Genomic DNA, 13,484 nt, shown 5'->3' on the forward strand with positions numbered 1-13,484 from the left:
TGGGTGTTATTGCGAGCGAAGCGAAGCAATCCCCTGAAGGTGCAGGCATAAGTCAGAAGATTGCCGCGTCGCTTCGCTCCTCGCAATGACAATCGTTAGATTTGTTGCTGAATGGTAGGTTCTAACGCTGTTCGTGAACGTTTCCGGCAAATGCGGGTCGGCAGAGACGCCGACCCCTACCAGGAAAGTTGGAAGTAGTCTGACCTTATTTCTTGACGCCTATGCTTTGGCCCCCGTTCATAAAAGGGGGAATATTCCACCAAGTTAATGCCTGTGGGGGGTGCCACTGACCTGGGAACAGGTCAGTGTTCGCATTCCTAAGGATTAGCGTTTGTATTGTTTCTTCAGTCTATTGATATGGCCGCGTCCCAATCCTTTCACTTCGCAACCCAGTTGAAAGTATTCCTTTATTTTTTCGTCATCGAGAATTCCGAAACAATCGATCACTGCCAGCGGTCCACCTGCTGCTTTCACCACATCTGCGGGAGGGAGATTCAGGAATTGCTTGTGGCGTACCGCAAAAATCACGACATCCGCATCCGCGAGCGCTGTATCAAGATCTGGTTCCATGCGCATTTCGGACAATTTCTTCTGGCTTCTGAAAAAACGCCCCCGACTCTTTCCCGGCGTCGGGTACGTTTCCTGGGCCTCGAATTCCCACCAGTGATCCACATATGGATCGTAAACACAGATTTCAGCACCCATTTCCACGAGCCGCCGGATTATCACTTCGGAACCGCTGTATCGCGTGTCTCCCACATCCTCTCGATACGATGCACCGAGGATAGTCACTTTTGAGGCAGCGATGTACTTGCCCATATTTCGCAGCGCGTCTCTGGCCAGTTCCGGGACGTGAAGAGCGCGCGTATCGTTGATGTTGATCGCTGCAGGAGTAATCTTGAACAGATCGTCCTCGAATCCGAGGAGATGTTTGTACGCCCACACAGCCAATCCGCCATCTTTGGGGAGGCAATAGCCGCCGATTCCCGGGCCGGGGAAGATGATATTGGAATGGGTAGGCCTCACTTTAATTGCCTGAATCACTTTTACAAGATCCACTCCATTGCGCTCGGCAAACAGGCTCCATTCATTGAGAAACGCAAGAATGCTGGCGCGAAAGCTGTTCTCGACTATTTTGGCGGTCTCAGATTCAATGGGGCGTTCGAGAACCGTGAGAGGAAAATTCTTTGTGTCCAGGACTTCAGTGAGGAATTTGATAACCCGTTCCCGCGATTCCGAATTCACTCCGCTGCATACTCTCCAGAAATTTCTTATGGAAGAAACGTAATCCTTGCCGGGCATGACCCGTTCATAGCTGTGCGCGAGGAGAGGTTCCGAGGTTATTCCCCTCTTCTTGAATGCTTTTTTCACTAATGGATATGCCACCTGTTCGGTCGTACCCGGAGGAACGGTGGTTTCTATGAGCACCAGGGCATTCGAGGGAATCAGTTCTCCCGTGATCTCAAGAGCCTTTTCCAGATCTTCCATCTGAACGTACCCGGTGCTCACATTATTCAAGGATTCTTTGATGTAATCGCATTGCACGTCTACAACTACGACATCAGCGAGCGTCAAAGCCTGGTACGTATACGAAGCAGTAAGCGATTCTTTTTCGACAACACAGCGATGAATGATTTTCTCGACTTCAGGGTCTTCAGCCTTCATGGGAGCAATTCCTCTCTGGATCAGAGGAATTTTCCAGTAACTCCGGGTGCTGGGTCGTTGCATTCCGATGACGAATTTGCCCGGTTTTCCCGAATCATCCGTAGAGTCCGCAATAACTGCAGCCATCACAGCTCCGACGAACCCCATGCCCAACACCACGACAATTTCTTGCCCCATCTGCCTGTGCCGGTCAGCTAGGTCCTGGAGTCGTCTGAATTCTTTTTGGTAATCTTCATCTGTGGGAAGAGGGAATTTCTCTCCCTCGGGACTCACGGAAAAAGTCTGCATAGTGTTCTTCCTCAGGGGGAGGCCGGACGCGCCTCACATCGAGTCGAGTTTCATCCCGGGCTTCGGGATTCAACCCGACACCTTAAATCCCAAAGGCCGCGTCCGTCAACAGGAAAGGCGCTCTCTCCGTAAAGCTTCAGTTACATGCGGAATGCGATGAATGCCCCGAAGGGGCAGCCCAATGATAGTCGTGGGTGTCAGAGACTGTCTCAAAATTCTCGAATACGCAACACATCGTGCCACTATTATCCATCGGAGTAGGGGCAGACCAATGCGTCTGCCCACATTTGGGCGGACTCGCAGGTCCGCCCCTACAATCAGGCCGGGAAGACAATGAGGAATTCGTGTTACGATCCGGGTTAAATTTCGATTTTTGAGACAGTTTCGTCAACCCACGGAAACGATGTATCGAGATCTCGTTATTGCCGACCCTGGAAGGGTCTCCCCAATTATACTCCTGGAATTGTTGCGTTCTTGGGCGACCCCGCTAGGGTCGTTTGCCAGGGATTGAGGCATCCTGTTCCACGGGCTGCACCCGTGGCTACTGTTGGTCCGCCCCCTCCGGGGCTTGAGTCCTTTCTTCTCGCCGATCACTGAATGGATACCTCTCTCCTCTAGCGGCAAGTCGAGAAGAATACTTTCGACAATGCATATATGAACCATGATCCTCATTCCACCGTGTTCAGGGAATAAGGATGCATTGAAGCAACCCGATGTGTGTGCTATGAAAGGTGTTTTGAGCATTCAGACATGTTCGTCCGATCCGAAAATGAACTGAATGCTATCGGAACAATGGAGGAACCATGGAACGTAAATACAACCCAGAGGCAATCGAGAAAAAATGGCAGAATTTCTGGGATAAAGAAAAACTCTTTAAAGTGGAGCTCAATTCCTCCAAGGAAAAATACTACCTGCTTGAAATGTTTCCCTATCCTTCGGGACGCATCCATATGGGGCACGTAAGAAATTATTCCATCGGCGATGTTGTGGCACGTTTCAAGATGATGCAAGGGTTGAACGTCCTCCACCCCATGGGCTGGGACGCATTCGGTATGCCCGCGGAAAATGCAGCCATAAAGCACGGGTCTCATCCTGCAAAATGGACTATGCAAAACATCGACGAAATGCGCAGGCAACTGAAACGCATGGGCTTTTCATACGATTGGGACAGGGAAATAGCCACCTGCCACCCTGAATATTATCGATGGGAACAATGGCTGTTCGCGAGGATGATGGACAGAGGTCTGGTGTACAGAAAGAAATCCATCGTCAATTATTGTGAGCCCTGCCAGACGGTCCTTGCCAACGAGCAAGTGGAAGATGGGGCATGCTGGCGCTGCGGCACGCCAGTCGTTCATAAAGATCAGGAAGGCTGGTTCTTCAAGATCACCGATTATGCGGCAGAGCTCCTTGAATGGTGTGACAAGCTCCCAGGCTGGCCGGAAAAAGTTCTCATTATGCAGCGGAACTGGATCGGTCGGAGTGAAGGAGCCAAAATTCTGTTTGGAATCGAGAATTCCGATGAATCCATAGAAGTATTTACCACAAGGCCGGACACGCTGTACGGCGCCACTTTCATGAGCCTTGCTCCGGAACATCCGCTTGCATTGAGGCTGTCGAAGGGGACTCCTCAGGAAACCAAGGTGCGGGATTTCGTTCAGAAAGTTCTGCAGCAGGAATGGGAAAATCGCGTGGGCGATCAGGCCGAAAAAGAAGGCGTATTCACCGGAGCTTACTGCATTAACCCGGTTACCGGCTGGAGGATGCCTATCTACGTTGCCAATTTCGTCCTCTACGAATACGGCACGGGCGCTGTCATGGCGGTTCCGGCACACGATCAAAGGGATTTCGAATTCGCAAAAAAATACGGCCTGAGAATAGTAGTGGTCATTCAGCCTGAAGGCCAACCCCTCAATGCAGAGACCATGACGGAAGCGTACGTGGACCCTGGAGTTCTGGTCAATTCCAACGGCTTTGATGGCACGGAAAATGAGTCTGCAAAGAAAGCGATTTGCGATAAGCTGGCTTCCGAGAATAAGGGCGGCGCAACAATCAACTACAGGATTCGAGACTGGGGAATTTCCAGGCAAAGATACTGGGGCGCTCCCATTCCGATTATCCACTGTCCGAAATGTGGAGCAGTCCCCGTTCCTGATGCAGATTTGCCCGTTGTGCTGCCGGTTGATATAGAGTTTCCCACGAACGGTCGTTCTCCCCTCCCCGACCTGGACTGGTGGGTGAATGTGCCCTGCCCCAAGTGCGGTGAACCTGCACGACGTGAAACCGACACCATGGACACGTTTGTGGAATCTTCATGGTACTTCGACCGGTATGCCTGTCCGAGGTACGACAAGGGAATTATCGACCCGGAAACAAACGAGTACTGGTTGCCTGTAGATCAGTACATCGGGGGGATCGAACACGCGATACTCCATCTGCTGTACTCACGGTTCTTCACCAAAGTCCTGAGGGATCTCGGCATCAAAAAGTGGGACGAACCTTTCACGAACCTGCTCACCCAGGGCATGGTCATTAAAGACGGTGCGAAGATGTCCAAATCCAAGGGCAATGTGGTGGACCCCGAAGAGCTCATCGATAGGTACGGCGCGGATACGGTCAGGCTGTTCTGCCTGTTTGCCGCTCCGCCGGAGAGGGACCTCGAGTGGACGTCAGAAGGAGTCGAAGGTTCGTACCGGTTCATCGGACGTGTGTGGAATCTCGTCGCACAACTGGGGAACTACAGAATTCCGAAAACTGCCGCGGAAGACACGGATCGCTCCAGGCAGATCAGACGATTGACCCACAAAACCATCAAGAAGGTCACTGACGACATCCAGAATCGTTTTCATTTCAACACTGCGGTTGCTGCGGTAATGGAAATGGCAAACGAGATCGGGAAAACGATGCAGGAAGAAGCCCAGCCGGCTCCAGCCATTGCCTTGGCTTTACATGAGGCCGTGCGCAGTATGATTATTCTCTTGTCGCCTTTCATCCCCCATGTGTGTGAGGAGCTGTGGGAAGCTCTCGGAGAAAAGCCCGGAATGGTCCGCATTCCCTGGCCGAGTTACGATCCCGCTTTGCTGGAGCAGAACCAGGTGGTTCTGGTGGTCCAGGTGAATGGGAAGAAACGGGGAGAAATCGTGGTCTCAGTGGATGCGTCAGAGGAGGAGATCCGTACCACGGCTTTGGAGCAGGAGAATGTGGGAAAATTCCTTGAAGGCAAGTCCATTCGCAAGACTGTTCTGGTGCCGGGACGCATTCTCAATCTGGTGGTGGGATGATTGCCGACATTTGAGATTTCTCGCAAAAATTTGGATTTCCTTCAGTCAGTTCGGGAATAATTTGCATGGAGGCGAAATATGAAGAAAGCTGTGTGGCTTACGTTCGACCTCAGTGTGACCGGCGATTATGAAGGCATGTACACATGGCTGGCCAATCATGAGGCCATCGAGTGCGGAGATAATGTTGGATTCATCCAGTACGATTCGTCAGGGGACCTAATTAACGAGCTCAAGAATGACATCCGTGAAAATGTTGATATAACCAAGAAAACTCGCGTGTATGTCATATATCGCGATGACGATCAAAAAGTGAAAGGCAGTTTTCTTTTCGGGAAACGGCAGCAGGCTCCCTGGACCGGTTATGGTTCTGTTCCGGAAGGGGAGGCCGTGGATGAGTTATAGAATCGGTCGAACGGCTCTTGTAGACACCGGATTTTGGATATCCCTTCTGGATAAACGTGATCCGCACTATACCGAGGCGCAACCGAAAGCCGAAAGACTCTTTCGTTTCCACTGCATTTTTCCGTGGCCCATCTTGTACGAGACCTTGCGAACGCGTTACGTGCGACGACCACTGGCTGTGCGAAAGTTCGAGTCTTTTTTGAAACGTCCCGGAGCGACACTCCTCGATGACACAAAGTACAGAGACGAGGCTCTGACCGTGACTCTGGAAGACGAGTTGCGCGGTGGTCGAGGTCTTAGCTTGGTGGACAACGTCTTGCGCATGATTATCGAGGATCCCGCCGTCAGGGTGGACTGCATTTTCACTTTCAACACGGGTGATTTTGTCGACGTTTGCACGAAGCATCGAGTAGAAATGATTTAGGTGGGACGCTTTTTTGTGTGTGGATCAAACATTGTCCCGTCCGGAGCCGTGCCCTTATTCACTGAAAGTCAGCACATAATGCTTCCAGCCCGTCCGCTGTCCCCATATCGCAGATTAGCAGCATTAATCGTGCTGGGCGGGACTATGCTCGTAATGGCTTCCTGCGGGTACCGCTTCAGTGGAGCTCTGGAAGAATCAAAGTTTCCTTCTGACGTGAAGACCTGTGTGGTCGAGAGCGCAAAAAACCAGACGACGGTGACGGGAATTGAGACTGAACTCACCAACGATCTTCGGAATGAGTTCGCTCTCGGAACCCGACTCACTCTTGTGAGGGATGGGGGTGACGCAATCTTCAAAACCGTTATTCATTCGTATGAAGATACTCCTTCCATGTACCGGGCCGACGGAAAAGAACTTACCCGGTCCGGCGTGTTGCGGGTACTTTGCGTTCTCGAGCGATCGGATTCAAAAAAGGTCCTGTGGAAAAAGGACATCTTCGCATCCAGCACGTATGATGTCACCGATACTATTGCCGGTACTCTTTCCAATCGACGTCGAGCGATATCCCGGATAATCAAGGATCTCGTACCCAGAATTCATCGATCGATGTACGATAATTTTTGAATCCCACACAGCAGCAAGGTGTCTCGTTTCAATGAGCGTTGTTTAGTGTCGAGTTTTTTTGTCGAAGGGAAAACAAGAGTCTTCAAAATTAGGATTGCTTTCCCTGTGATTCTGGCCTAGGAATTCTGGTGTCTCCAAAGAATTTGCGGGTGGAAATATAGATTGCCGAGTCGCAGTACAGGATTACTGCTATTTTCACTTTGTGCAGCGTTGATGGTTTACGTCATGGGCCATTGGACTGCCATCATCGACCCGTACGTGATCAATGACGATGTGAGGCAGCAGCTCTATTGGATGCAGAAATGGTCGGATGAGGGAATGTTCAAAGATGACATCCTGACCGACTATGCCCGATATTACGTCCCCTGGGGTGTGAAGGCCGTCTACAGGTTCGGCGCTCTGTTCATGAACCCTGTCCAGTTCTCCAAGGTAGTGACCGGCATCCTCTTTGTTATCACTGCGGGTTTCATCTTTGGATTGGGGCAGCAATTCAAGAACGACTTGACCGGAGTGGTTGCTGTCTGTTTTTACTTCTTTTTCACGGGCTTTCTCCGCAAGATCTCCGGTGGCTTGTCGCAAAGCTTCGGATTTCCGCTGTTAACAGCGTATCTGTTCTTCCTGGCCAGAGGGAATCTTTTTCTTTCGGCTCTGGTAATTATGGTGGCTTCTGTTCTCAACCCGTACATCTTTCTCCTCTGTCTGACCACCCACATCCTGTATATCGTCGTTCAGTACGGCCCGGCACTCCTTGAGAAGCAGCATGCCTCGCTCCCCCCGGAAGATACTTCCGGAATCAAACCTATTCAACTACAACCATTGAGAAAATTACTCCTCATGCATATGCCGATACTCATCGGAATAGGCATGATGGCTCTTAGATACATTTTCCTGAAGCCCGAAGGTATAGGCGATCTGGTCTCATGGGCTCAAATGCTGAATCACGTTGAATATACCGCAGCCGGACGTTACCCGATAATTCCGGTACGTCCGATTCTCTATGAAATCGGCATGCCCTGGTTCCATTTGTTCCCTTTTGCCGAATGTGGACCCGTTGCCGGCTGGAGCGGAGTTGCCATTATATGCGTGTTGGCGGTGTTCGGATGGATACGAAATGGTTTTTCCTTTGACATGACAGGATTCCGGGTGTTCGGCTATTTGTTCCCGGCATCGCTTTTCATGTGGTGCCTTTCATATCTGCTCATGTTGAAACTCTTTCTCCCCGAACGATACGTAGAGTTCTCCCTAACTATTTTTTTCTGTTTATTCAGTGCCGTAAGTGTCCTGGCTGCTATGGAGGGAATGGGCCTGAGACGAATCATATTCCCGTGGTTGATCGTTTGCGCAGTCATTGGAGGTGGATTTCGGAGCTATCAGATAGGTGTATACGATTATTCGGATCAGAAGAACTTGTACGAGTTTCTCAAGACTACCCCTCAGTCTTCTCTCATTGCGGGGAATCCCGAGGTGATGGACACAATTCCGACCTTTGCCTGCAGAAAGGCTTTCGTCACGTACGAGTTGTCGCACACCTGGATTGACAAGTACTGGAGCATTATCAAGAAGCGGACATTCGATTTCTTCAAAGCATATTACGCTGAAGATCCTGAAGAGATACGAAAGTTCGTCCGATATTATGGCGTCGACTACATTGTAGTAAGACAACGGGACTTCGATCGGACTAATCTTGAAAAAGGAACTGTCTATTTCGAACCCTTTGGCAGTTGGATTAAAGAATTAACAAAAGATCGAACGCATTTTGCTCTATTCGATTCCAAAGAGTTTCCTGTAGTGTTCACAGGGAACGGTGTCTTCGTTGTAAAGACAAGATGACGCTATCATCTGTGTTGAATGCATCGGATTGTACATCTTTCTGTAAATCGAAATTGAGAGACTCCGGTTTGCATTGACACTGTTCACCCAGGGAGCATAATGAGTGCCTTGCACTGATTCCTTTATGCCGCAACAGCGCAGGTCTACGCCAATTTCAGGTGGTTTGTCCAAGTGAATTGGAGAGGCTTGCATTGATATCAATCATTAGAGTCAATTGGAGGGCCGCTACATGGGTAAGAAGAAAATCACAGTGGTTGGATCGGGAAACGTTGGTGCGTCCGTGGCAGCGTATGCTTCGGCGCAGGAACTCGGCGATATTGTGCTCCTTGATGTTATCGAAGGTATGCCCCAGGGAAAAGGTCTCGATATGTGGGAAGCAACTCCGGTTCTCGGAGTGGACACCCGCGTCCTCGGTACAAATCAGTACGAAATGACTGAAGGTAGTGACGTCATCATCGTTACGGCCGGCATTGCACGGAAACCGGGCATGAGCCGCGACGATCTCCTGGCCACCAATGTGAGAATCGTAGCTGAGGTGGCGGAAAAGGCATCGAAATTTTCTCCTGACGCGATCATGATCATTGTGTCCAATCCACTTGATGCGATGGTGTATACCGCATGGAAGAAGTCGGGCTATGACCCCGCGCGGATTCTCGGTATGGCCGGTGTACTCGACACTGCCCGTTTCAGAAGCTTCCTTGCCGAAGAAATCGGAGTTTCGGTGGAAGACATACACGCTCTCGTCCTGGGCGGCCATGGTGACACCATGGTTCCCCTCACCAGATATTGCTTCGTTGGCGGCATCCCTATCACCAATTTTATCTCCGAGGGCAGACTGGCAGAAATAGTCCAGAGGACGCGTCAAGGCGGGGCCGAAATCGTCAACCTGCTCAAGACAGGAAGTGCATTCTATGCTCCTGCCGCCTCTTCCGTTGAAATGGCAAAATCGATCCTGCGGGACAAGAAACGTCTCCTGCCCGTAGCTGCGTACCTCAATGGCGAATACGGGGAAAAAGGCATATTCGTGGGAGTACCCGCGATACTCGGCACATCGGGAGTGGAAAAGGTAATCGAAATAGAACTACTCCCCGAAGAGCAGGAAGCATTCGACAAATCCGTCGAAGCCGTAAAGGGTCTCGTAAAAGAGGTGGACGCCCTTCTCTAAGCGTTCGATACGGATAATTCTACCATCTGCAAGAAATTGGCATCGATGTTGCAACTTGAATAAGTCAACAACGACTCCTTAACCATACCCTCAGCCCTCCTTGCATTAGGCGGGCTATTTTTTTGTCCGCACTGTCGGCGGGAATCCCGGCCTTAGCGGAAAAGTAACAGGGCCGCGCATAGTCTTTTGTGGAGAATGACTTGTGAGCAAGACGCGCGCGATATTTTCACGGTTCATAGAATTTCGCGCGAAAATTTTTCCTTTTGTCAGGATGACCGGGAAACTTTTTCACAATCGATTTGGCCCTACTGTTGACGATCTATCGTATCCATTCCATGATGGTCCAGAATACTCGAAGCTATGCCAATTCGTATTCAAAATCTCCCCATTCCCCATAGGCGTTAAAATAAGAATGGAGACATATCAAAATCAATGGGTTAGAAAAATCCCCCCTCGCCCCCCTTTACCAAAGGGGGGAGCAGAAGTTGGCTTTCCGCCCCCTTTTCTAAAGGGGGTTAGGGGGATTTTGGTAAATCAAGCACGTTATTTTAACGCCTATGCCCCCATTCTCCCCTTTAATAAAAGGGGGTTAGGTGAAATCACGTGACTCGCAGAACGTACTATATAGAAACATACGGTTGCCAGATGAACGAGCATGACTCGGAAAAGATGGCCGCAATGCTCGATAAGCTCGGAATGTCCGCCGCTTCAGCCCCGGATACGGCCGAGGTGCTCATCATTAACACCTGCTCGATCAGAGAAAAAGCCGAACACAAAGTGTACAGTGCGCTTGGTAAATTCAAATCTCTCAAGACGAGAAAACCTGACACTGCAATCATTGTTGCAGGGTGCGTCGCACAACAGGAGAAGAACAAGCTTCTCAAGAAAGTCCCTCATCTGGACGCGGTACTAGGCACTCACCACATTTCCGAACTTCCGCGAATTCTGGATAAAATCAGAGCGAAAAAATCCCGGATCACCAGCACGGATTTCGTTGAAGATGTACAGTCACTTCATATGGTTGCACCGCTCAAAGGCGCGAATCCGGTGTGCTCGTTTGTCACTATCATGCAGGGGTGCTCGAATTTCTGCACGTACTGCGTCGTTCCATTCACTCGAGGGCCCGAGCAAAGTCGACATATGGACGAAATTCTTGAAGAAGTTACCCGACTTGCGGGCACGGGAATCCGAGAGATCACGCTTCTCGGACAAAATGTGAACGCGTACGGCAAAGATCTGGCTCGTGGTTACGCATTCGCGGATTTGCTCAGGCACCTCGACGGAATACCCGGTCTGGCGAGAATTCGATTCACCACTTCTCACCCCAGAGATTTCGACGATTCCATCATCGCGGCAATGACAAATCTGGAAACCGTTTGCGAACACATACATCTTCCTCTGCAGAGCGGCTCTGATAGTGTTTTGTCGGCAATGCACAGAGGATATTCTTTTGCCGAATATCTGGCTAAAGTAGACAGTCTGCGCGATTCCATCCCACACGTGGCAATTACGACGGATATGATCGTGGGGTTTCCCGGTGAAACCGAGGCAGATTTCATGAAAACTCTGGAAGCTTTGGAAAGGATCCGTTTCGATCAAATATTTTCGTTCAAGTACTCTGCCAGGCCTTCTACTGCAGCTCAATCCATGCCCGACCATATTCCCGAATCGGTGAAAATCGAGCGGCTGTCACGCGTCCATGAGCTTCAGGACCAAATCACGGAGCAATATCACCGATCCGCTGAAGGATCTGTCGAAGAGATTCTCGCAGAAGGCATTCGTCCCCAATCGTCCCAGGTGTTCGGCCGAACCCGTACGAACAAAATTGTCAATCTGGAAGACCCGGATTTGATCTGCCCGGGAGAACTGGTACGCGTACGCATCACTGAAGGGCTGAAACACTCGCTAAGAGCAGTCCGCGCGGTTTGATGAACCTTTCTTGTACATGCTGAGACGTGCCGCCCGAAGCCCCAGCGGGGCGATCCAAATGGTAGCCATGGGTGCAACCCATGGAAAGAATTATAGCATGACCAATAAGTGAGGCCCCTGGTAGGGCATAGGCGCTAAAATAAGAATCCGGCGTAGGATGTGATGAGCGAAGCGAATTGCATCGGTCGCGAAAGACCTCGACTGATGCGGTTCCCGCTGGTCACCGCATACGCTGGCTCTTTAGAGACATTTTACCTTGTCACGTGCGCATGAGAGGGAAATGGCGTATCCAGAATGGCCCGCATGATTCGCTCTCCGTAATCGATAAAATGCTGTACCTTACTATTCCCGTTCACAATTATGGCAAAAGTCAGCGGCTTTCCATCCGGTGAAACTGCATATCCCGCAAGTGCATTTACTCCTCGCAAATTTCCTGTTTTAGCCCTGAGTCGCCTCTTCAATTTCGCGTCGGTAAATTTTTCCTTCAGCGTACCGTCTACCCCGGCGACCCCGAAAGAAGCCATGAATTCCGCATTGTACGTGAAATCGCGGGCAGCGGTCTGCAAAACCTTCACCAGTGCAGCAGCGGAGATTCGATTATTGCGGGATAATCCGCTGGCTTCACTCAAGGTAAAGGAGGATTCAGGAATACCACAGGAAAGCAAGTGGTCTCTGATGACCGCAAGCCCTTTTTCTCTGGTGCCGGGCACCCCGTTCACCTGGGCCCCCAGTGTCAGATTGATCTGTTCCGCCATGAAATTGTTGCTGAATTTGTTAAGTCCATAGACGATCGCGGATAAGGGCCGTGAATTCGTATGCTCCCAGTAGGGTACAGCATTGGTCGGAGCCCTGCCCTGCACTATTTTACCCTGAACCCTGATGCCCTCACGGAGGAGAAATTCCCTCAATGCCTCCCCGGCATACAGAGACGGAGACGACACATTCACATACCGATTCTTTATTGGAGCATCTTCCCCGATAGTACCCTCCACACGGATGGTTTCTCGATACTTCTGCCCCCCGTTCCTGAAGATCTCTATCTGTGCGGGTTTGTTGCCCTTCACGGTCTTCACCGCTGATTTTACCTCTGCGTACTCTGAAATTGGATCGAGCGCAACTTCCGCCGGCTCACCTGCGCGAACACCGGGCCTCACGATCACTTTGACGGAGTTAAAATTCAGGGAAAGAGCGCTGTATGGGGCATGATACGCGCGAATTCCGATTTTCTCGTTTTCATCCAACGGTGGGGCTGGCTCAAAGAACGAATCATCCACCGCAATATTGCCTCGCACCTCCTTGAGTCCCCGTTCCCTGAGCTCCCTTGCCAGGACGTACAACTCCTCGGAAACCAGGTACGGATCTCCAAATCCCCTCACGTACAAATTCCCCACCGAGCCCCCCCGGGCATTATCGACCGTTACTTCCGTAACGAACACGTAATCGGGTTTCAACACGCTCAGAGCTGTCGCACTGGTTGCGATCTTCATGGTGGAAGCCGGCACCAGCGGCATGTCCGGATTCTTTTCCATGAGTACGCGGTCCGTATCCGATTCCACCACCTGCAGGGTTACGGAAAAATCAGCCGGGAGTTCTCTCTTGAGAATTGCTTCGAGCTGACCGTCAAAACGTGTTGCTAAGGCTGTACTGGGACTGAAGAGCAATTGGTAGAACAAAACCGCCACGACGAACAGCATCCAACCTGCTCTGGTCGGTCTTTTGAAACCCAGATTAACGTATGTGAATAATTTCAGCCTCAGCATCAGCATATTGACCTTCTCCTCCGGAATCACGGTTTTTTCGTCGTTGTTGTTAGGAATCCTGTTGTTTGCTGTCCCAAGAGGGGGGCGTTTCATTTCAACAACATAATTGATGACAT

General features: G+C 50.6%; 9 protein-coding genes. 7 read left to right on the top strand and 2 right to left on the bottom strand.

Annotation, left to right across the window (positions count from 1 at the left end; genetic code table 11):
- Window positions 1–324: 324 nt before the first annotated feature.
- A complete protein-coding gene (locus tag DESTI_RS19055; RefSeq protein ID WP_014811600.1) occupies window positions 325–1,953 on the bottom strand; it encodes a nucleotide sugar dehydrogenase in 1,629 nt (542 codons plus the stop codon).
- Window positions 1,954–2,756: 803 nt separating this feature from the next.
- Here DESTI_RS19055 and leuS point away from each other — a divergent pair.
- The 7 genes from leuS to miaB all read left to right on the top strand — a co-directional run bounded on the left by leuS (window position 2,757) and on the right by miaB (window position 11,608).
- A complete protein-coding gene (leuS, locus tag DESTI_RS19060) occupies window positions 2,757–5,234 on the top strand; it encodes a leucine--tRNA ligase (RefSeq protein WP_014811602.1) in 2,478 nt (825 codons plus the stop codon).
- A gap of 78 nt (window positions 5,235–5,312) precedes the next feature.
- Window positions 5,313–5,636 (top strand): hypothetical protein, encoded by a 324-nt coding sequence (locus tag DESTI_RS19065; RefSeq protein WP_014811603.1) that lies wholly within the window; start codon window positions 5,313–5,315, stop codon window positions 5,634–5,636.
- A complete protein-coding gene (locus tag DESTI_RS19070) occupies window positions 5,626–6,060 on the top strand; it encodes a hypothetical protein (protein ID WP_014811604.1) in 435 nt (144 codons plus the stop codon). The genes DESTI_RS19065 and DESTI_RS19070 overlap by 11 nt, the downstream gene beginning before the upstream one ends.
- Before the next feature lie 15 nt (window positions 6,061–6,075).
- On the top strand, window positions 6,076–6,684 hold the full coding sequence (gene lptE / locus DESTI_RS19075; RefSeq protein ID WP_014811605.1) for an LPS assembly lipoprotein LptE: 609 nt from the start codon (window positions 6,076–6,078) through the stop codon (window positions 6,682–6,684).
- 162 nt (window positions 6,685–6,846) lie between these two features.
- Window positions 6,847–8,514, top strand: coding sequence for a glycosyltransferase family protein (locus DESTI_RS19080; protein ID WP_014811606.1), 1,668 nt, complete (start codon window positions 6,847–6,849; stop codon window positions 8,512–8,514).
- A 229-nt stretch (window positions 8,515–8,743) separates the two neighbouring features.
- Window positions 8,744–9,679 carry a malate dehydrogenase gene (gene mdh, locus DESTI_RS19085; RefSeq protein WP_014811607.1) on the top strand — a complete coding sequence of 312 codons (936 nt, stop codon included), beginning with the start codon at window positions 8,744–8,746 and terminating at the stop codon, window positions 9,677–9,679.
- 603 nt (window positions 9,680–10,282) lie between these two features.
- A complete protein-coding gene (gene miaB, locus DESTI_RS19095) occupies window positions 10,283–11,608 on the top strand; it encodes a tRNA (N6-isopentenyl adenosine(37)-C2)-methylthiotransferase MiaB (RefSeq protein WP_014811609.1) in 1,326 nt (441 codons plus the stop codon).
- Window positions 11,609–11,859: 251 nt separating this feature from the next.
- Here the strand turns inward: miaB and dacB are convergent, their stop codons facing one another.
- Complete coding sequence (dacB, locus tag DESTI_RS19100; RefSeq protein ID WP_041286335.1) at window positions 11,860–13,374, bottom strand: D-alanyl-D-alanine carboxypeptidase/D-alanyl-D-alanine endopeptidase; 1,515 nt, start codon at window positions 13,372–13,374, stop codon at window positions 11,860–11,862.
- Window positions 13,375–13,484: the final 110 nt, after the last annotated feature.

Source organism: Desulfomonile tiedjei DSM 6799, assembly GCF_000266945.1.
Classification (GTDB): domain Bacteria; phylum Desulfobacterota; class Desulfomonilia; order Desulfomonilales; family Desulfomonilaceae; genus Desulfomonile; species Desulfomonile tiedjei.

What these genes read in the sequence shown, in the direction of transcription:
- DESTI_RS19055 (WP_014811600.1), bottom strand. Translation starts at nt 1,953, where the DNA reads ATGCAGACTTTTTCCGTGAGTCCCGAGGGAGAGAAATTCCCTCTTCCC.
- DESTI_RS19065 (WP_014811603.1), top strand. Translation starts at nt 5,313, where the DNA reads ATGAAGAAAGCTGTGTGGCTTACGTTCGACCTCAGTGTGACCGGCGAT.
- DESTI_RS19070 (WP_014811604.1), top strand. Translation starts at nt 5,626, where the DNA reads ATGAGTTATAGAATCGGTCGAACGGCTCTTGTAGACACCGGATTTTGG.
- dacB (WP_041286335.1), bottom strand. Translation starts at nt 13,374, where the DNA reads ATGCTGATGCTGAGGCTGAAATTATTCACATACGTTAATCTGGGTTTC.
- leuS (WP_014811602.1), top strand. Translation starts at nt 2,757, where the DNA reads ATGGAACGTAAATACAACCCAGAGGCAATCGAGAAAAAATGGCAGAAT.
- mdh (WP_014811607.1), top strand. Translation starts at nt 8,744, where the DNA reads ATGGGTAAGAAGAAAATCACAGTGGTTGGATCGGGAAACGTTGGTGCG.